Annotated in this window: 19 protein-coding genes and 1 tRNA gene; 8 read left to right on the top strand and 12 right to left on the bottom strand. The window is 40.8% G+C overall.

Translation table 11 applies throughout. The features are described 5' to 3' along the window. The first annotated feature begins 68 nt into the window (after nt 1-68). Nucleotides 69-1,304: a response regulator gene (locus H5162_RS12040; RefSeq protein WP_182778624.1), complete on the top strand. Its 1,236-nt coding sequence runs from the start codon at nt 69-71 to the stop codon at nt 1,302-1,304. On the opposite strand, the gene rarD is transcribed toward H5162_RS12040, so the two are convergent. After that, nucleotides 1,301-2,224: an EamA family transporter RarD gene (gene rarD, locus H5162_RS12035; protein WP_182778622.1), complete on the bottom strand. Its 924-nt coding sequence runs from the start codon at nt 2,222-2,224 to the stop codon at nt 1,301-1,303. The two genes, H5162_RS12040 and rarD, sit on opposite strands and share 4 nt — an antisense overlap. 52 nt (nt 2,225-2,276) lie before the next feature. Next, entirely contained in the window at nt 2,277-2,732 is a 456-nt protein-coding gene (locus tag H5162_RS12030; RefSeq protein ID WP_149980646.1) for a thioesterase family protein, read from the bottom strand. Nucleotides 2,733-2,842: 110 nt separating this feature from the next. On the opposite strand from H5162_RS12030, the gene recQ reads away from it, so the two are divergent. The 4 genes from recQ to H5162_RS12010 all read left to right on the top strand — a co-directional run bounded on the left by recQ (nt 2,843) and on the right by H5162_RS12010 (nt 7,376). Continuing rightward, nucleotides 2,843-4,666, top strand: a complete 1,824-nt coding sequence (gene recQ / locus H5162_RS12025; RefSeq protein ID WP_182760422.1) for a DNA helicase RecQ — start codon at nt 2,843-2,845, stop codon at nt 4,664-4,666. Between the two features lie 15 nt (nt 4,667-4,681). Next, a complete protein-coding gene (locus tag H5162_RS12020; protein ID WP_145237057.1) occupies nt 4,682-4,981 on the top strand; it encodes a DUF3630 family protein in 300 nt (99 codons plus the stop codon). A 69-nt stretch (nt 4,982-5,050) separates the two neighbouring features. After that, on the top strand, nt 5,051-6,757 hold the full coding sequence (locus tag H5162_RS12015; protein WP_404936103.1) for a hypothetical protein: 1,707 nt from the start codon (nt 5,051-5,053) through the stop codon (nt 6,755-6,757). Nucleotides 6,758-6,809: 52 nt separating this feature from the next. Then, nucleotides 6,810-7,376 (top strand): mechanosensitive ion channel domain-containing protein, encoded by a 567-nt coding sequence (locus H5162_RS12010; protein ID WP_145237051.1) that lies wholly within the window; start codon nt 6,810-6,812, stop codon nt 7,374-7,376. 72 nt (nt 7,377-7,448) lie between these two features. Here H5162_RS12010 and H5162_RS12005 read toward each other — a convergent pair whose 3' ends face one another. From H5162_RS12005 to H5162_RS11995, 3 genes are read right to left on the bottom strand one after another with little or no spacing between them, the layout of a single operon-like run. Further along, a complete protein-coding gene (locus H5162_RS12005; protein WP_145237048.1) occupies nt 7,449-8,507 on the bottom strand; it encodes a succinylglutamate desuccinylase/aspartoacylase family protein in 1,059 nt (352 codons plus the stop codon). Next, on the bottom strand, nt 8,494-9,399 hold the full coding sequence (gene rimK / locus H5162_RS12000; protein WP_145237045.1) for a 30S ribosomal protein S6--L-glutamate ligase: 906 nt from the start codon (nt 9,397-9,399) through the stop codon (nt 8,494-8,496). The genes H5162_RS12005 and rimK overlap by 14 nt, the downstream gene beginning before the upstream one ends. A gap of 10 nt (nt 9,400-9,409) precedes the next feature. Next, nucleotides 9,410-9,838: an ATP-dependent zinc protease gene (locus H5162_RS11995; protein WP_182778620.1), complete on the bottom strand. Its 429-nt coding sequence runs from the start codon at nt 9,836-9,838 to the stop codon at nt 9,410-9,412. A gap of 149 nt (nt 9,839-9,987) precedes the next feature. On the opposite strand from H5162_RS11995, the gene H5162_RS11990 reads away from it, so the two are divergent. Then, nucleotides 9,988-10,959 (top strand): zinc transporter ZntB, encoded by a 972-nt coding sequence (locus H5162_RS11990; protein ID WP_182735129.1) that lies wholly within the window; start codon nt 9,988-9,990, stop codon nt 10,957-10,959. Between the two features lie 6 nt (nt 10,960-10,965). Here H5162_RS11990 and H5162_RS11985 read toward each other — a convergent pair whose 3' ends face one another. Both H5162_RS11985 and H5162_RS11980 read right to left on the bottom strand, forming a co-directional pair. After that, nucleotides 10,966-13,071: an ATP-binding protein gene (locus H5162_RS11985; protein WP_145237036.1), complete on the bottom strand. Its 2,106-nt coding sequence runs from the start codon at nt 13,069-13,071 to the stop codon at nt 10,966-10,968. A gap of 353 nt (nt 13,072-13,424) precedes the next feature. Continuing rightward, nucleotides 13,425-13,499 (bottom strand) — tRNA-Arg (locus H5162_RS11980). A gap of 256 nt (nt 13,500-13,755) precedes the next feature. Here H5162_RS11980 and H5162_RS11975 point away from each other — a divergent pair. After that, nucleotides 13,756-13,938 carry a helix-turn-helix domain-containing protein gene (locus tag H5162_RS11975; protein WP_145237033.1) on the top strand — a complete coding sequence of 61 codons (183 nt, stop codon included), beginning with the start codon at nt 13,756-13,758 and terminating at the stop codon, nt 13,936-13,938. Here the strand turns inward: H5162_RS11975 and H5162_RS11970 are convergent. From H5162_RS11970 to H5162_RS11960, 3 genes are read right to left on the bottom strand one after another with little or no spacing between them, the layout of a single operon-like run. Beyond that, nucleotides 13,935-14,741, bottom strand: a complete 807-nt coding sequence (locus H5162_RS11970; protein WP_182778618.1) for a phosphotransferase — start codon at nt 14,739-14,741, stop codon at nt 13,935-13,937. The genes H5162_RS11975 and H5162_RS11970 overlap by 4 nt on opposite strands. Before the next feature lie 8 nt (nt 14,742-14,749). Next, on the bottom strand, nt 14,750-15,373 hold the full coding sequence (pnuC, locus tag H5162_RS11965; protein WP_145237027.1) for a nicotinamide riboside transporter PnuC: 624 nt from the start codon (nt 15,371-15,373) through the stop codon (nt 14,750-14,752). A gap of 25 nt (nt 15,374-15,398) precedes the next feature. Then, nucleotides 15,399-15,650 (bottom strand): hypothetical protein, encoded by a 252-nt coding sequence (locus H5162_RS11960; protein ID WP_145237024.1) that lies wholly within the window; start codon nt 15,648-15,650, stop codon nt 15,399-15,401. A gap of 131 nt (nt 15,651-15,781) precedes the next feature. On the opposite strand from H5162_RS11960, the gene H5162_RS11955 reads away from it, so the two are divergent. Then, nucleotides 15,782-16,021 carry a DUF2960 domain-containing protein gene (locus H5162_RS11955; RefSeq protein WP_145237021.1) on the top strand — a complete coding sequence of 80 codons (240 nt, stop codon included), beginning with the start codon at nt 15,782-15,784 and terminating at the stop codon, nt 16,019-16,021. Between the two features lie 9 nt (nt 16,022-16,030). Here the strand turns inward: H5162_RS11955 and alr are convergent, their stop codons facing one another. Beyond that, nucleotides 16,031-17,110: an alanine racemase gene (gene alr / locus H5162_RS11950; RefSeq protein ID WP_182778616.1), complete on the bottom strand. Its 1,080-nt coding sequence runs from the start codon at nt 17,108-17,110 to the stop codon at nt 16,031-16,033. After that, nucleotides 17,110-18,489 carry a replicative DNA helicase gene (gene dnaB / locus H5162_RS11945; protein ID WP_145237015.1) on the bottom strand — a complete coding sequence of 460 codons (1,380 nt, stop codon included), beginning with the start codon at nt 18,487-18,489 and terminating at the stop codon, nt 17,110-17,112. Before dnaB ends, alr begins: the two co-directional genes overlap by 1 nt. Nucleotides 18,490-18,532 lie beyond the last annotated feature (43 nt).

Raw genomic sequence — 18,532 nt, 5'->3', positions numbered from 1 at the left:
TTTCGTGTTTTAACAGTTACAACTTGTATAACTGAATAAATTTGGCTATGCCAAAAACAAGGTGTTACGTGACACGAAAAATACTCATCATTGAAGATACGCCAACTATAGCGCGAGTGCAAAAACACATTGCAATTAAAGTTGGCTATGATGCAGATATAGCCTGTTCTTTAGCGCAAGCAAAAGAGTTAATTAGTAAAAATAACTATTTTTGCGCTGTAGTAGACTTTATTCTACCTGACGCACCACAAGGAGAGGCTGTACCCTGCACTATTGAAGCTCAAATTCCTACCATAGTAATGACCGGCAATATAGATGAAAAGACCCGTGATATCGTCGAAAAATATCCAATAATTGATTACATCACTAAAGAGAACAAGCAAGCCTACCATTATTTAGAAAAGCAACTACAGCGCTTACCTCGCAACGAAAACGTTAAAGTATTAGTCGTTGATGACTCACAATCAGCACGACTGCATATATGCAGCTTGCTTAGACGTCATAAATATCAAATATTACAAGCCTGTGATGGCATTGAAGCACTTGCAGTGCTCGAACAAACACCCGACATAGCCGTTATAATTGCAGATAACGAAATGCCTAACATGAATGGTGATGAGTTATGTGGTGAAATTCGTCGCTTATACAGTAATGATGAAAAAGCAATAATCGGTATTTCCGGCTCAAATGCAGCGCATCTTTCGGCGCGTTTTTTGAAAAATGGCGCAAACGACTATTTACGCAAACCATTTAATAACGAAGAATTTTATTGCCGTTTGAGCCAGAACGTTGACATGCTGGAACAAATTGCCACCATTCGCTTGCAAGCGAACACTGACTATTTAACTAAACTACCTAATCGTCGCTACTTCTTTGAAGAAACCACAAAATCATTAAAACAACTGCAGAAAAAAGAGTTAATTCCCTCTTTGGCGATGCTCGATATTGACCATTTCAAAGCAATCAATGATACCTATGGCCACGATGCTGGTGATCAAGTACTAAAAGGACTTTCAATTTGTTTTGCAAAATATTTTACAAAAGACTTGGCGGCTCGTTTAGGCGGTGAAGAGTTTGCTGTGTATTTTAATGACACAAATAAAGATGAAGTATTAAAACGTCTGGATAATTTTCGTCACTTTGTTGAGCTCAATAGCCCTGAATTTAGCAAAGAAAAAATTCAATTTACGCTCTCTATTGGTTACGCACACGGGCCTGTTTATCAAATTGATGAATTATTAAAACAGGCCGATATTAAGCTTTATGAGGCCAAAGCAACTGGCCGCAATAAAGTCATTGCTTAAACAGGCTTAGTGGGTGCAGGGATATTTTCACGTTTACGCTTTTGTGATTGTCGATAGGAATCCCAACTAAAGATAGCCAGCGCACTCCAAATACAAGCAAATGTTACTATTCGTTCAGCACTAAATACTTCACCATAAAATACCACCGCCAACACAAACATTAAACTTGGCCCAATATATTGGAAAAACCCTAAGGTAGTATACTGCAATCGCTTGGCAGCACCTGTAAAGCAAAGTAGTGGCAGTGTGGTAATAACGCCTGCACTGATCAACAATACATTAGTATGCCAATCATTCGCTACGAAATCAGAGCTATTCGATGGCGCCATTAACCACCAATATACTAAAGCAACTGGCAATAATATTAATGCCTCTAGTAGTAACCCCGGCAATGATTCGATAGGTAACTTTTTACGAAGTAAGCCATACACCGCAAATGACCCTGCTAATGAAAGTGCGACCACCGGAAATGAGCCAAAACTAATAACTTGGATCACCACACCACATAACGCCAGAGCAACCGCTAGCGCTTGCCATTTGCGTAGTTTTTCACTTAAAAAAAGCATACCTAGCAGTACGTTTAATAACGGATTGATATAATAACCAAGACTTGCATCAAGCATATGATCATTATTAACCGCCCAAATAAATAGCCCCCAGTTAAAGCCAAGTAAGGTGGCCGTAATAACCAGCATAGCAATGAGTTTAGGGTGTTTAAGCACATGCTGCACTTTATGCCATTGCTTCATTACTGCAACAATGATGACGATGAATAATACCGACCAAACCACACGATGCATCAGTATTTCAAAAGCTGATATATGCTGTAGTAATTTAAAATAAATAGGTGCTAAGCCCCACATAAAAAAAGCCATACAGGCTAAGATAATACCTTTACGCTGTTCAGGATTAGTTGGCATAGATTGTTTCTGATGTAGATGAAAGGCCGCTATTTTACCTGCCAGCTACGCTTTATCCAACTAAATAAGTTGCCGTGCCAAAAGCTATTTGAATACCTTGTTCGTTATGGAGCTCCATCCGACATACGCATACTTTATTACCGGAGCGAATTAGCTTGGCACTAGCGGTAAATTCAAGCCCTTTGCCTGGACGCAAGTAATCAGTGCGCAAATCGATGGTGCCGAGTGTCGCTAGCTTGGTTTGAATACTAACTATATTAAGCTCAGTGAGCTTATCTATCATCGCCGCCGCAGCGAGCATCCCCCCCACATTATCAAGCACCGCAGAGATCACACCACCGTGGAGAATTTTTTGAGCGGGATTACCGATAAAGACATCCTGCCAAGGAAAGCTTATTTGCGCTTGTTCCGCATCTAGTGATTTAACTTTTATTTGTAAAAACTGGTTAAACGGCATTTGCTCTACAAAAACTTTAGCAACTTGGTCAATTAATTGGGCTTTATTCATTATTATTATCCGCAACTTTATAACTGGTAAGATGAGTAAAGCACAACTAAAAAGAAAGTGCGATAAAAAGCACCTATGCAAGGTCGCCTAAAAGCTCTAAAATGTCCGCGATGAATACACCAAATCCCACAGCAAGCACCGTAGTGCGCAGTCCCGCAGCTATACTCAAACAAGTGTTTGGCTATAGCGAATTTCGTGATGGCCAAGAAACGGTGATCAATGCAGCCCTTAACGGCCAAGATTCGCTAGTATTGCTGCCAACTGGCGGCGGCAAATCAGTATGCTACCAAGTGCCCGCGCTTGCCTTAAGCGGTCTGACAGTCGTTATTTCGCCATTAATTTCCCTTATGCAAGATCAAGTATCACAATTGCAAGCGCTCGGGGTGAAAGCGGCGTATATCAATAACAGTTTAAACCGCGACGAACAGCAGCAAATATATCAACAACTGCACAGTGGTTTGCTTAAGCTACTGTATGTTGCACCTGAAAAAGTGCTGCAACATGAATTTAAAGAGCGCTTAAGTCACCTTAATATTAGTTTATTTGCGATTGACGAAGCTCACTGTGTATCACATTGGGGTCATGATTTTCGCCCTCACTACTGCCGCTTAAGCGAACTAAAACAACGCTTTGCAGATGTGCCTATGATGGCGCTCACAGCGACAGCTGATAAAGCCACGCGGTTTGATATCGTCCAGCAGCTTGGTTTAAATGCCCCCTATATACACACTGGTAGTTTCGATCGACCAAATATTCGTTACACCATTGAAGAAAAATTCAAACCGCTGGCGCAATTACTTCGCTACTTAAAAGAACAACAAAATCAAAGTGGTATTATTTATTGCACCAGTCGAAAACGAGTTGATGAAATAGCTGAAAAGATCGCTGATGCGGGAATGAACGCAGCGGCTTACCATGCTGGTATGAGTAACGAGCAACGCCAATTTGTACAAACCGGTTTCGCCCGTGATGATATCCAAATTGTGGTGGCTACTGTAGCCTTTGGCATGGGCATCAATAAACCCAACGTCCGTTTTGTACTGCATTATGATATTCCCAAAAGTATCGAGTCTTACTATCAAGAAACTGGCCGTGCTGGCCGTGATGGCTTGGCCGCTGAAGCTATTATGTATTTTGATCCGGCCGATATTGGCCGTGTTAGGCGATTTTTTGAAGACATTGAAGATGAACAACGTCGTCGTGTCGAAGAGCAACGTTTTAACGCCATGGCCAGCTTCGCAGAAGCACAAACATGTCGTCGACAAATACTTCTTAACTATTTTAGTGAATATCAACGCGAACCGTGCGGTAACTGCGATATTTGCCTAAATCCACCAAAAAGTTTTGATGGTACTTTAGTGGCACAACAAGCCCTTTCGTGTGTGTATCGTGCCGAACAACGGTTTGGTTTAGGCTACATAGTTGAGCTACTGCGCGGAGCAAATACCAGCCGCATTAGGGATAACAATCACCACCAACTCAGCACTTATGGCATTGGTAAAGACCACAGTAGTGAATTTTGGCTCAGTATTTTACGCCAACTGATTCACCAAGGCTTACTGAGTCAAGATATCACCCAAGGCTCAGCACTGCGCTTAACCGAAGGAGCTCGCGCTATTTTGAAAGGTCAATACGCGCTGCAAATGGCTGAACCACGTCTGCAAGCGAAGCACGTATACCAAGACAAGCTCGCTCAGTTTAATTACGATAAAAAGCTATTTGCCAAACTACGTGCCTTACGTAAAGAGCTTGCCGATGCGGATGATGTGCCACCATATGTGGTGTTTAACGATAAAACCCTCGCAGAAATGGCGCAACTAATGCCAACCAATGACAGTGAATTTCTCAAAGTGTCAGGAGTTGGCTTTACTAAACTCAATAAGTACGGCAGCCCTTTTTTACACGCCATACGCGACTACTTAGCCCAGTCTTAAATAAAGAGAAAATTGATGACTCAGCTGCAACTAGATAATCAACATAATGCTATTATTATTATCCCCAGCGAAATGCCCAACGATGATGATTTCGAGCTTTGGGCGCAGTTATTTTTACATGGCCCAGAAATAGTAATTGGTGAATTTGCAGCGGGAGCGGATCGCCACCAATGCCGCTTTACGTATGCGCAGCAGAGCTTTAATTTAAACTTTGAACATTACAGTAACAGCATTTGGATTAATGGCGAAGGCATTGAAGCTGAGCATTTATTAGCAGCTTTAGCACACTATTTTCTTACACTATTGCAACAATGAGGTAGACTTATACACTAACTTAGTGTGTAGTGGGTAAACGCTAAAAACCCATAATCAAGGATTTCAATGGTGATAAATAACGCTTATGCACTTTTATTGTCTAGCTGTTGCAGCACTTTGCTCTATTCATCCTATGGCTTAGCGCAATCGTTTGATGACGGGCAGCAAAGTTGCAGTAATCAGCGCACAACTACACCCACTGAAAAAAATCTACGTCGCCAACTTGATGTTGATATACAGCTGCCAGAAAAAACTAATAATGCAAAAATAGCCCAGGTCGAACTTGAGCAACTTAACGTTTTCAATACCAATTTAGAAGCAGAAAATAACGCATTATTTCGCTTTGCTAATCGCGTTCATATGACCACAGAGCCTAATGTTATAAAAAGTATTTTATTGTTCGAACCTGGTGATCACTATGAGCCGAAAAAACTCGCCGAATCAGAGCGCTTATTACGTCACCAAAGTTATCTATACGATGCCAGAATAAAAGCAGAAACTAACTGCGATGGTGACATAGATGTGAAAGTGATCACCCGCGACTTATGGACGTTACTACCAGAAATTAGCTTTAGCCGCAGCGGTGGCGAAAATAAATCGAGTATTGGTTTTCGTGAATCCAATTTATTTGGCTGGGGTAAACGTTTATCACTCGCTCGCACTACTGATGCTGAACGAAATGGTTACCTGTTTGTTTATGATGATCCTAATATACTTTCTAGCCGCTACCGTGGTCGCATAGAATACTCTGATAACGACGATGGTAAACGCCATTTATTCGAGCTTAGCTACCCTTTTTACTCTATTGAGACACCTTACAGCTATGGTTTATTAAGCTTTTCTGATCAACGAACTGAATCTCTTTACAAACGTGGTGAAGTATTCAGTCAATTTATCCAGAAAACAGACTATAATCGCATTCACTTTGGCCACTCTAAACAGCTTGCTAATAATTGGACTCAACGCATTAGCGTCGGTTATACCCATGAACAGCAAGCTTTTGAGAGCACAGTAAATACCGTCACACCATTGGCTGAAAAACGGGAGCTAAGCTATCCATATATCAGTGGTCATTGGTTTGAAGATCACTACATAAAAGTGCGTAATTTCGACAGTATTTATCGTACTGAAGATTTAAATCTTGGTTGGAATGTGCAAGGTTTATTAGGCTATGCAAGTGAAGAACTAAGCAATGACGATAGCCGCGCTATTTACTCTTTTGATGCGAAAAAAGCTCATTTTAGTGGCGATAATACCCTTTGGCGCTTTCATGCTAGCCTAGATGGTAATTGGAACGAACAACAAAGCAAAGTAGAGAACTTACTCGCGAGCACTCAAGTGCAGTATTATTTAAACACCAGTTTTGAACAATCGTGGTATGCCAAAATACGCTTAGACTATGCTAAAAACCTAACTCCCGACAAACAGCTAATCTTAGGCGGCGAAAATGGCCTACGTGGCTATCCGCTAGACTACCAACAAGGCGATCGTAGTTTTTTAGTTAATCTTGAAAAACGCTATTATTGGGAATACGACCTGCTTCAGCTGTTTAAAGTTGGTGGAGCTGCATTTTTTGATATTGGTCGCGCTTGGTTTAATGACCAAAATAACGGTAAAAATGGCCAAGTATTGAAAAATATAGGTATCGGGTTACGGCTCGCTCCAAGCAGAGCAAATGCAGGAACTGTGATCCATTTAGATATCGCCGCTCCACTTGATAAAAGTGATGATGTTGATTCTATTCAATGGCTAGTCACTGTAAAAAATTCCTTTTAAAGTGTGCTAAAAACGCTAAACTAGTTGCTCCTAAACCGCATTTGGATTGATTGTGGAACTGTTAGATATTCTTAGCACGCAGTATAAACTCGTCGTCACTTTAGTTGCTCTGTTACTTTTTCCTGTACTATTAAAACTGACTAAAAAATTACTCGAAAAAACTATTAAGGGCAAAGTCGATATTCACCGTAAATATCGTGCCGAACTATTACTGAAAATTATTCTCGCATTTGTAATGCTGTGCTTAGTGTTAGTTTTTTGGGGTATTGAATTACGGGGTTTACTGGTACTTGGCTCATCTTTGTTTGCCATGCTAGGTGTTGCACTATTTGCAGCTTGGTCGCTATTAAGCAATCTGACCTCGTTTTTGCTAATGTTTATTCAAAATGACTGTCGTGTTGGTTATTGGGTTAGAGTTATTGACGGCGCGAACTTTGTTGAGGGGCGTATTGTCGAGATGGGCTTGATGAATGTGGTATTAGAACATGTTGATGGGCACCGAGTTATTTATCCTAATAACCTATTTGTTACTCGTCCGGTGATGGTTTTAAATAAAGAGCCGAAACCTACTAAAGCAATCGCGGTTAAGCGCGCTATTGGACCTAAAAAGCTGCAATAAACGAAAAGCACATAACAAAAAGCCGTTTAAGAATATCCTTAAACGGCTTTTTTGATTAGTTACAATCAGCAATTAATTATTTAATTCCGCTGTTTTTAACTCATCTTCAATATCACTTATTTCATCAATAAAGGTTTCAAGCTGTTGTTCTACCAAGCTGTTTGCGTGAGCAAAATATGCTAAATGAAACACTGCATCCCCTTCATTAACCAGTGGCATAGTTTGTTGACCAATCACTATACCACTTCTTGGCGCTAATAATTCCAGCTCAGAATCACCGAGCGGGCTACTGATATAAGCTAATATTTGCCCTTTCATTACTCGCTCACCCAATGATACTTGCGCACGCACAATGCCATCGACTTCAGCACGCACCCAACTGGTTGAGCTGGCAATAATTGGCTCAGGTAACTTTTTAGCACGCTTGCCACGGATCATTTTTAAATGACGCATGACATAATCAACGCCTTGCATACCAGCCGCTATTGCAATTGGATCAAACCGCAGCGCTTCTCCAGCTTCGTATGTGATCACCGGAATACCTAAGTTCGCGGCCTCACTTCGCAGTGAACCATTACGAAGTGACGCATCAATAACGGCTGGTGTACCAAATGCATTCGCCATTTGTGCCGTTGCTTCATCACTCAAATCTGCGCGAATTTGCGGTAAATTGGTGCGATGTATTGCGCCAGTATGTAAATCAATAATATGCGTACAATGAATGGCCACTTGCGAAAAGAACATATGTGCCATACGTCCAGCAAGCGATCCACGAATAGAACCTGGAAAGCTGCGATTCATATCACGGCGATCAGGTAAATAACGTGACTTATGAATAAAACCAAATACGTTAACAATCGGCACAGCAATCAGCGTACCACGCAGCTGGTTAGCATCTATTTTTGCTAATAATTGGCGTACGACCTCTACGCCATTGAGTTCATCACCATGAATAGCCGCACAGACCATTAAAACAGGCCCTGCTTGAACTCCATTCACTACCTCTATTGGGATATTCAACGGCGAATGGGTGTACAGTTTAGCTGCTTCTAGAGCCAGCGTCTTACGCTCACCGACACCCACCGTTTCACCTAATAAAGTAAACGCACTATTGATTCTAACCTTTGCCACGCGTTGCGGTCCTTTTGGTTGCAGCGGTTTTTTCGATAAATTCGATCACCATACCTGCAATATCTTTTCCTGTTGCTACTTCGATACCTTCAAGACCTGGTGAAGAGTTAACTTCCATTACCAAAGGTCCGCGAGATGAACGAAGTAAATCAACCCCAGCTACGTTCAAGCCCATTGCTTTAGCTGCAGCTACTGCTGTTCTACGTTCTTCTGGCGTAATACGCACTAATGTTGCACTGCCACCGCGGTGTAAATTAGAACGGAACTCACCATCTTGTGCTTGACGCTTCATTGCGGCAATCACTTTGTCTCCAAGTACGAAACAGCGGATATCAGCACCACCAGCTTCTTTAATATACTCTTGTACCATGATATTAGCTTTTAAGCCCATAAAGGCTTCAATAACACTCTCAGCTGCTTTACGTGTTTCAGCTAACACCACACCAATGCCTTGAGTACCCTCTAACAGCTTAATAACTACAGGTGCACCGCCAACCATTTCTAGTAAGTCTTTAACGTCATCTGGCTTGCTGGCAAAACCGGTTACCGGCATACCAACGCCTTTACGTGATAACAACTGTAACGAACGTAATTTATCTCGCGAACGTGAAATAGCAACTGATTCATTAACAGGAAATACATTCATCATTTCAAACTGACGCAGTACTGCACAACCATAAAAAGTAACTGAAGCACCAATACGCGGGATTATGGTATCAAAATCTTTTAAATTTTCACCGCGATAATGGATCTCTGGTTGCTCAGAGTTAATGTTCATGTAACAACGTAATGCATCGATCACTTTTACTTCATGACCACGCATCTCAGCTGCTTCAATTAAACGACGCGTTGAATATAAATTCTTGTTACGAGATAAAATACCAATTTTCATAGTTAAAACCTTAACTATCTAATAAATGAGATAAAGCCGGATCAACGACTATACGATTTTCCATGGCTGTGCGCCCTAATAACATTCTAAACTTCATACTCGCTCGGCTGGTCAAAGTGACTTCTATTGGCCAACTTTTATCACCAGCGCAGAGCTTAGTCTCAATAAAATACCGCAACTCACGCTGCCCACTTGAGCTGGTTACATATTTCATCTTTTTTACTTTAGCAGCACACTCAATTTGAGTGTGCTCATCTTCTTGCAAAGGCTGAGCAATAAATTTAACCCACTTTTCGCCTTCTCGCTCATATTCTTCAATATTAAGAGCATGAATACATGACGTACGGGCGCCCGTATCAATCTTAGCCTTAATTTGATTAATGCCAAGCTCAGGTAAACTTAACCACTCACGCCAACCAACAATTATCTTTGCCGTCATAAATGTGCCCTTTAATAAAAAACTGTCTTATACGCTACACGGATAAAAACACAAATGAAATAATTTTATCCAAATGATAAGCTAATTTAATTGACCTAAGTCACTCAATAGTCAACTATATTAACATACAGGATTAATGAGAATTTACTATGTTCAATGGTTTACTACACGCACTTATACTTGATGAACAAGGCGGCGCACGCACAATTGATAATAGCGCAGACCTACATAACTGGCAGCCTGAGCAAGGTAAATTGTGGGTTCATCTTGATTATAGCCAAAGTGAAGCCATAGATTGGTTACAAAACAGTGAATTGTTGACTGATTATGAACTTGCATCATTAACAGCCGATGAAACACGCCCTCGTATCACCAAAGTAACTAACGGTTGTATGTTGTTTTTACGAGGCGTGAATTTAAATCCTGCGCAGAGCCCTGAAGACATGGTCTCAATTCGTTTATTTATCAATGAAAATGTAGTGGTCACTACCCGAAAACGCCGTTTACTTTCAGTCCAAGATATTTTAGCTGCACTGGAAGAAAAAAATGGGCCAGTTAGCATTTCTGAATTAGTTTGCCAACTTACACAAAATCTTACCTCACGTATGCAAGGGGTAATTGATGGTTTAGATGACACTCTAGATATTTTTGAAGATGAAATTGACGAGCCGACCAAGCGCTTTGATAACCAAGGACTGTCGCAGTTACGCCGTCAATCAATTGGTTTAAAACGCTACTTAAGGCCACAAAAAGAAGCGCTCAGTACTTTAATGGCAAACAAATACAGCTGGCTTAGTGAAAACGACAAAGCCAAGTTAAACGAAACCACCAATCTACTGATCCGCTTTATTGAAGAATTAGACAGCTCTATTGAACGTGCGCAAATTATTCAACAAACCATTACTAATCAGGTTTCTGAACAATTAAATCAGCGTATGTATGTGATGTCGGTGGTTGCGGCACTGTTTTTACCGCTAGGATTTTTAACCGGTTTACTTGGCGTAAATGTAGGCGGTATCCCTGGTACAGAGAGCCCTTACGCATTTAGTTTTTTTGTTATATTTTTAGTCGTGATCACCGGTGCCATCGGCGTTTACTTCAAAAATAAAAAGTGGCTTTAAAAATACTCACGGTTGTTCAATTACATTGATTGGTATAGTAATGATAAAAGTAGTGCCAGTACCTAATTGACTCTGGCACTCTATCGTACCGGCTAGTTTATGTATTACTAAATTATAAACAATGTGCAACCCCAAACCTAAGCTCAGTTGTGCGTTATTCGTAGAAAAGAACGGGTCAAATACTTGCTTGCGGACATCTTCTGGCATGCCTTTACCATTATCGCTGATTATCAGCTGAAGTTGTTCATCATGTTTACTCACTGTAATGTTCACCTCCCCAGGCGTTGAATCATCAAAAGCGTAAACTAAGGCATTTTCCACTAGCTGCCCTAAAATTTGCGAGAATGCACTTGGTGAGGCAAAAAAACGAATTTCTTGCTGGTATTGGCATTTAACTTTATGAGGGGTTTGGTCAACACGTGAGTGGATTGACAGCAGAATATTATCGATATACTCACCTAAGTTAAACCAGCGATTTTCCTGTGTATCGTTGTCTACCGCAACTTGTTTAAAGTTATTGATTAGATTTGTAGCTCTGTGGAGATTAACGCTCAATAACTCTGTGCTTTGTATTATATGATCATAGGCCTGATTAAACTCCTCTCTCGACATGTTACCCGCAGCCGCTTTGCCATGAATAGTTTTCGAGGTGCTTTCCAGTACTGATGCAGCCGTGACGCAAATGCCCAATGGGGTATTTATTTGATGAGCAACTCCAGCAACTAATCGTCCTAACGACGCATGCTTTTCATTTTCAATTAACTGTTGCTGAGTACGTTTTAGCTGTTCCAGCGATAATGTTGCTTCTTTGGTCTTAGTCTCAAGCTCAGCAGTACGCAGAGCCACTTTACGCTCAAGTACCGCATTTAACTGTTTTACTTGTTGCTGTGAAGACATCAACTTGGTATTCGCATCTTCAATCTCACTGACGTAGCTTTTTACTTGTAAGTACACATCATTTAAAGCAGTAATAATTGGGGTAAACTCATTGCGTTTAGCATACTCAACTGGCAGTAGATTAACTTGCTTATTACTACCATAACGAATAGAGCTTTTTATGATATTTAAGACCTGATCAAAAGGGCTAAACAAAGCTTTGAGGATAAAAATCATCAGTATAATAAAGCCGAGCCCTATGCCACTGCCTGTGATTAAAGCCCAAGAAGACACTTTATCAACTTGTTTACTTAAATCATTTTTAGGAACTAATGAGCCAAAGATAAAACCGCTCTCACTAAGCTGATAAAAAATATACTTATCTTCAATTGCTAGCTGCTCAAACCCAAAGCTATTGACCTTACTTAACCGACTTTGAGCTACTAATGTTGCCGCCCAAGGAAAGTCATCGGTCAACTGCTGTACCGTTTGAGGCTTGTCTGTAAAGCCAATAATTAACTCAGAATCCCGGTGAAATAAAAATGATTGTGCATTTTCGGTCACTTTAATGCTGACTAAAAACTCACTTAACTCAGCTAAAGACCAGTCGAGCGTAGCCATACCAATCGGACTGCGGTTATCGTCAAGCATCACCGCATCTATGGTCATCATCAACGAGAATGAGCCTGCATCATCGTAATAAGGGTTAGTCCAAAATATAGGACGATAGCTTGATTGGTTTAATCCCCACCCTTGCTGTACAGCAAGCTGGTACCAATCCTGAGAAAAATAATCGTACTGTGGTGTATTGAGATCCCACGTAAATTGCAGCTGTTTATTTTCTTTATATACATATGGGCCAAAATAACGATACTGCTCATCCAGTACCTGCGGTTGATACCAAAGCCCTCCGCCCATAGCTTGCTCAAAACTAGTAAACTTGTTTTGTAACGTGCGCTGAGCCAGTTCCTTGATATCAGCCATGGGAGTAGATTTTTGATGACGCAGAAAGTATAACTGTTCACCACTTAGAGCCAGATCGATCGCATGACCTTGCATTTGTTCTGTAAGATGATTGATACGGGAAATAGTGCCATTAAACACAGCCTGAATTTCATTTTGCTTAAATTCATCCAAAGATTCTTTGTAAATTAGCGTGTTGAATAACTGTAGGGTTGAATAAGCCAATATCTCAAACAAAATGACAAACACCAGAATACGGGTTTTAATATTCATTCAATCTCCAGAGTACCCTTTGCTAAAGAGCTCATTTAACACAACACTCACAGGCATTGCCTAATAACAACTGTGCTCGACTTACTTAGTATGCAAAAGGACATGAAACTGTAATCCCCCCATTTTTAATGGAGGCGAGCTGTAGTGCATAATACAATTCCCTAAGATAATGAATTATGAGTATAGTCCAGTTGTCAGTTTTACCACTTGTGCAATTTATTTAATTCAAAATATTAGTAGGGGTTTATTTACATCATGAGTACTAAAAGAGTGTAATTGAGGGCAAACACAGTGGAGTAAGATAGAGAGTTATTATTGATAGCCTTTGATGAAAGGCTTGGCATTATTGCAAATGGCGCTCTCGGTAGGGATCGAACCTACAACTCAGCCTCCGGAGGGCCACGTGATATCCATTTCACCACGAGAGCACATTTGTGCCACCACACCAACTCGCGATATCAGTGCTTAGGCCGAGCAATAATAAAGGCATATGCAATTAAATGCTAGCTTCTATCGCTTAGATGCTTAATAATTCAGCAAATTATAATAAATTACTTCACAAGCAAGCAAAAAACAGCTATTAAATTATACTTAATAAAAATCACTAACCATTTTGCAACATATAAATGCCCGTTTAACGACTTTTTAAGGCGCTTGTAAAAGGTTTAACATGAGGAAGTATCTATGAGTTTAATGTCAACCGAGCAAGTAGCGGAGTTTTTAGGGGTTAAAGTTGAACGTGTAAAGCGTCTTGCCCGGGAAAGTTTATTAATATCGAAATCTGTTGATGAAAACGGCGAACCACTATTTGATGCAGATGAAGTTGCAAAATACAAAGAACTTGCGGCGCGTTTTGGTGGTCTTTAACGATGCTCCATTGAGCTAATCAAACAATCCAACTGCGTACGCAACTCAGTCACTTTATTATCGACTGAGCGTGCGCTATACCAACAAATACACAACACTAAAAACACCAACTGATAGCATTCAAGCTTTTGCAGTGAATAGTGAAATTTTTGAATAGCAGGCAATTGCTGTTGGTAGTTTGAAAGTAAGCTATTTTTTTGCCTATCATTCAACGCAAAGCTAACAGTTAGTGCTGCTAAATCGAAGTATACGTCATTACTTTTAGCGTACTCAAAGTCAATTAAAAACATGCCTTCGCTATTCACAATAATGTTTTCTTTTACTAAATCATTATGGCAAAAACCTTCATCACGGGGTAATAACGCGATTTGCTTTAATGCATCCTCAACGCTTGCTTGATATTGCTGGTATAAGCGAGTTTTTTTATAAAAATCCAGCTCATACTTTATATCCATCGCCTCAGTAACAACATCATGGCAATGAAAAGCAATCAACTTTTGCAACAACTCTAAAGTGTAATCCCCTTGTGCAATATCCCCCTCTAGGTATTCAAAAATCGCCAGCTTGTTAACTTCATCAGTCCACAGTGGTTTGGGGCATACCTGCTGCTGCGCAAATACAGTTTGTGCTGCCAAGCCTTGCGCTGGCCAATGCTCGCGATAGCACTTTAATAAAAAAGCCTGCTGTGCAGTACGCACTAAAAAGTTATCGTTACTTAAACCGCTAAATAGCCGCTCATTGCTCAATACCTTTAGTTGTGGATCAAAAGCGGCAAAAATGCCGCTAATTTCTTTACCTGTCATACTGCTTCTTATAATTGCGCCAAAGGCTTAGCTTGATTTTGCTCATACTCTTCATACCAGGTTTTAAACCCCCATGCTGCCATTATGGTGTAGAAAATAAACAGCGCTAATGTTGGGTAGTAGCCTTTCTCGTAATACAAATACATCGAAGCCGCATCAATAACAATCCAATACAGCCAATTTTCCAGTACTTTTTTCGCAACTAAATACGTTGTAACAACAGCAAAACAGGTTGTAAAACTATCTAAATAAGCAAAGTCTGCATGGGTGTGATTGTTCATCACATAACCAAATATTAATGCCACAATCGAAGTCGCAATAATAATGAATAAGTGTTGATGCAAGCACCATGAGGTAATCACTAATTGATGTTTATTAGCGTCGCCTTTTCGCCATATTACCCACCCATAAACCGCCATATACATATAGTAAAAATGCAATAGCGATTCCATTAATAAAGCACCATTCCAATACATTATGGTATAAATAAGGGTGCTAAAAAATGCCGCAGGCCAACACCACAGATTTTCTTTTATTGCTAATAGCAAATATGCCATAGAGAGCGCCACTGCGATATATTCCCAGTGCGACATTGCAGTAAACCCTGCGAGAGTTTCTGTAATAAATTCCATAATTGATCCACTAAGGCTTTAGCTGCTATTGGGGAGAGAGATCACCATTGAGGAATTTACAAACAAAAATAGCTTTGCCAAACTCTTCGTATGAACGTTTTATCTCTGTACTAAGCACTGACATTACTAAATCGTAATCCCCAAAAATTTGCGTCGACAAGGTATTTGTTATTACTTTTAAATCGTCATATTCATTTAAGCGATCAATAAACCCCTTAATAAATGGGATATAATCTTGATGAAGTGGGTACTTACTGATCTCTACAGATAATTTCATGACAATTCCTTGGTTTATTTAAAAATATGGCCGTTATTGTAACTTGAGCTAAGCTACAAGTCATTCAAAGGTAGAGCGGATGTCGAAGAAGGTGTAAAATTAACGCAATTAAATTATTTTATGAGTGACTCATGGCACGACGCATTACGTACAAATTTAAAAATCAGCCTCGCGAAATTAATTTTGCAAAAGATAAATATCGCGATATGTATCAGGCTATTGCCGCGGCTGAAGGGATTGATTTAACAAATTACTTAAAGATGGAACAGCAAATTGCTATGACTTCAAAAGGTTCTGCGGCAGTGCGTAATTTTCGTGATGAAGAGTTTGCTCGCATGGGTTTTAGCGATGTGTATTTTATCAAAGAGTAACGCTTAGCATTACTCTAAATATTCATAGCTTACCCGTGGGGTAATATTACAGACTAACTCGTAAGGGATTGTCGTGGCACATTGGGCGATTTCTTCAACGGGTAATTCTGGGCCCCACATCACCACCTCATCGCCGACTTTGATGCCATCAGCATTTGCACCAATATCAACACTGATCATATCCATAGAGATGTTGCCAGCAATACCATAACGTTTGCCAGCAATCACTACAGGTGTGCCATGTCTAGCATGGCGCGGATAACCATCACCATAGCCCATGGCCACCACTGCAAGCTTAGTCGGCTGAGCACTTTGCCAACAGCCACCATAACCAACACCTTGCGCGGCATCAACATCGCGAATTGCAATGACCTTAGTGGTTAAGCGCATCACCGGCTTCAGCTGATGATCTTTGCCAGAAGTGTTAAGCATTGGTGATACACCATACATCATCAAGCCTGGACGTACCCAGTCACCATGACCCGCAGGCCAAGCAATAATACCAGCCGAATTTGCTAAACAATGTGCTTGTTGTTTGCCTTGCACTAATGAATCAAACAAAGCAATTTGCTCAGCTGTTTTGGGATCATTAACATCATCGGCACTGGAAAAATGCGTCATTAAATTGATTGTATCTTTAGCGTTATTCGTTGCTTGCAAGCGCTGATAAAAATCATGCAACTGCGTTGGTGCAATTCCTAAACGATGCATACCGGTATTGATTTTTAACCAGCAACTGATTGGTTCATCGAGCTTTGCATTTTCAAGTGCTCTGAGCTGATTTTCATCATGGATAATGGTTTGAAAGTTATTGGCTAATAAAATCGGCAAATCATCTTGATGGAAAAAACCTTCCAGCAACACAATAGGCTTGGTCAGCCCACCCGCCCGCAGTGCTAGAGCTTCATCTATTCGTGCCACTGCAAATGCGTCAGCATCATTAAGGTGCTGCGCTATTTTCACTAAACCATGGCCATAAGCATTGGCTTTTAATACCGCCATAACTTTACTGTTAGGCGCAAACTGTCGCACTTGCGCTAAATTATGAGCAAGTGCTTGTAAGTTAATTTCGGCAATAGCTAAACGCATCAGTAATCGTCGTCTACCGCAGGTCCGGCGTAATTATCAAAACGCGAGAACTGACCTTGGAAAGTTAAACGTACTTTACCAATTGGACCATTACGTTGTTTACCTATGATAATTTCAGCAATCCCTTTCTCAGTACTGTCTTCGTTATATACTTCGTCGCGGTAGATAAACATGATTAAATCGGCATCCTGCTCGATAGAGCCTGATTCACGTAAGTCGGAGTTAATTGGGCGTTTATCGGCACGCTGCTCTAGAGTACGGTTTAGCTGCGACAGTGCTACGACTGGGCATTGGAGTTCTTTTGCTAATGATTTAAGTGACCGTGAGATTTCAGCAATCTCTAAAGTACGGTTATCAGAGAGGCTGGGAACGCGCATCAGCTGCAAGTAATCGACCATGATCATACTTATCCCACCGTGATCACGAGCTATACGACGCGCACGTGAGCGAACATCTGTTGGAGTTAGACCTGATGCATCATCAACATACATCTTTCCTTTTTCCATCAGTAGCCCCATGGTTGATGAAAGACGCGCCCAATCGTCATCATCCAATTGACCGGTGCGCACTTTGGTCTGATTAATTCGACCAAGGGATGCCAACATCCTCATCATGATTTGCTCCGAGGGCATTTCTAATGAGTAAATAAGCACAGGCTTATCTTGTGTCATTGCGGCATGTTCAGCTAAGTTCATCGCAAATGTGGTTTTACCCATCGACGGACGGGCGGCCACAATGATTAAATCTGATGGCTGCAAACCAGTGGTCATTTTATCTAGATCGGCATAACCGGTACTTACCCCCGTCACACCATCTTGTGGCGACTGGTACAACTCTTCGATTTTATCGACTGTTTTTTCTAAGATGCTGTGAATACTTTGCGGACCATCATTACTTTTTGTCCGCTGCTCAGCAATTTTAAACACTTTACTCTCTGCAAAGTCGAGTAAATCGTGGCTGGTGCGCCCTTCCGGATTGAAACCTGCTTCGGCTATTTCATTGGCAACGCCAATCATTTCACGTACCACAGCACGTTCGCGTACGATATTAGCATAGGCGTCGATGTTCGCCGCACTTGGCGTATTTTTAGCAATTTCAGCTAAATAAGCAAAACCACCGATACCACTGAGTAAATTCTTTTTCTCTAAGCTCTCTGATATGGTGATCAAATCGATTGGATCGCCTATTTCAGCAAGCTCGACCATGGCTTCAAAAATAAGCTTATGGGTACGTGTATAGAAATCTTGCGAAACGACCAACTCGGCAACACGGTCAAAGGCTTGATTATCAAGCATTAAGCCACCTAAAACAGATTGCTCTGCTTCAATGGAATGAGGAGGAACTTTAAGAGTGTCGACTTGTTTATCTGGTTTAGCCATAACTTCGCAATACTAACAATGAATGGCCTCTATTCTATCTACT

This window comes from Pseudoalteromonas sp. SR41-8 (genome assembly GCF_014163915.1).
GTDB classification, from domain to species: Bacteria; Pseudomonadota; Gammaproteobacteria; order Enterobacterales; family Alteromonadaceae; genus Pseudoalteromonas; species Pseudoalteromonas rhizosphaerae.
This window is presented reverse-complemented; position numbering and strand designations above follow the sequence as displayed.

Bases quoted from the DNA above. Each gene is read 5' to 3' on its own strand.
- rarD (WP_182778622.1), bottom strand. From the start codon at position 2,224: ATGCCAACTAATCCTGAACAGCGTAAAGGTATTATCTTAGCCTGTATG.
- H5162_RS12030 (WP_149980646.1), bottom strand. From the start codon at position 2,732: ATGAATAAAGCCCAATTAATTGACCAAGTTGCTAAAGTTTTTGTAGAG.
- recQ (WP_182760422.1), top strand. From the start codon at position 2,843: ATGAATACACCAAATCCCACAGCAAGCACCGTAGTGCGCAGTCCCGCA.
- H5162_RS12020 (WP_145237057.1), top strand. From the start codon at position 4,682: ATGACTCAGCTGCAACTAGATAATCAACATAATGCTATTATTATTATC.
- rimK (WP_145237045.1), bottom strand. From the start codon at position 9,399: ATGAAAATTGGTATTTTATCTCGTAACAAGAATTTATATTCAACGCGT.
- H5162_RS11995 (WP_182778620.1), bottom strand. From the start codon at position 9,838: ATGACGGCAAAGATAATTGTTGGTTGGCGTGAGTGGTTAAGTTTACCT.
- H5162_RS11990 (WP_182735129.1), top strand. From the start codon at position 9,988: ATGTTCAATGGTTTACTACACGCACTTATACTTGATGAACAAGGCGGC.
- H5162_RS11985 (WP_145237036.1), bottom strand. From the start codon at position 13,071: ATGAATATTAAAACCCGTATTCTGGTGTTTGTCATTTTGTTTGAGATA.
- H5162_RS11975 (WP_145237033.1), top strand. From the start codon at position 13,756: ATGAGTTTAATGTCAACCGAGCAAGTAGCGGAGTTTTTAGGGGTTAAA.
- H5162_RS11970 (WP_182778618.1), bottom strand. From the start codon at position 14,741: ATGACAGGTAAAGAAATTAGCGGCATTTTTGCCGCTTTTGATCCACAA.
- pnuC (WP_145237027.1), bottom strand. From the start codon at position 15,373: ATGGAATTTATTACAGAAACTCTCGCAGGGTTTACTGCAATGTCGCAC.
- H5162_RS11960 (WP_145237024.1), bottom strand. From the start codon at position 15,650: ATGAAATTATCTGTAGAGATCAGTAAGTACCCACTTCATCAAGATTAT.
- H5162_RS11955 (WP_145237021.1), top strand. From the start codon at position 15,782: ATGGCACGACGCATTACGTACAAATTTAAAAATCAGCCTCGCGAAATT.
- alr (WP_182778616.1), bottom strand. From the start codon at position 17,110: ATGCGTTTAGCTATTGCCGAAATTAACTTACAAGCACTTGCTCATAAT.
- dnaB (WP_145237015.1), bottom strand. From the start codon at position 18,489: ATGGCTAAACCAGATAAACAAGTCGACACTCTTAAAGTTCCTCCTCAT.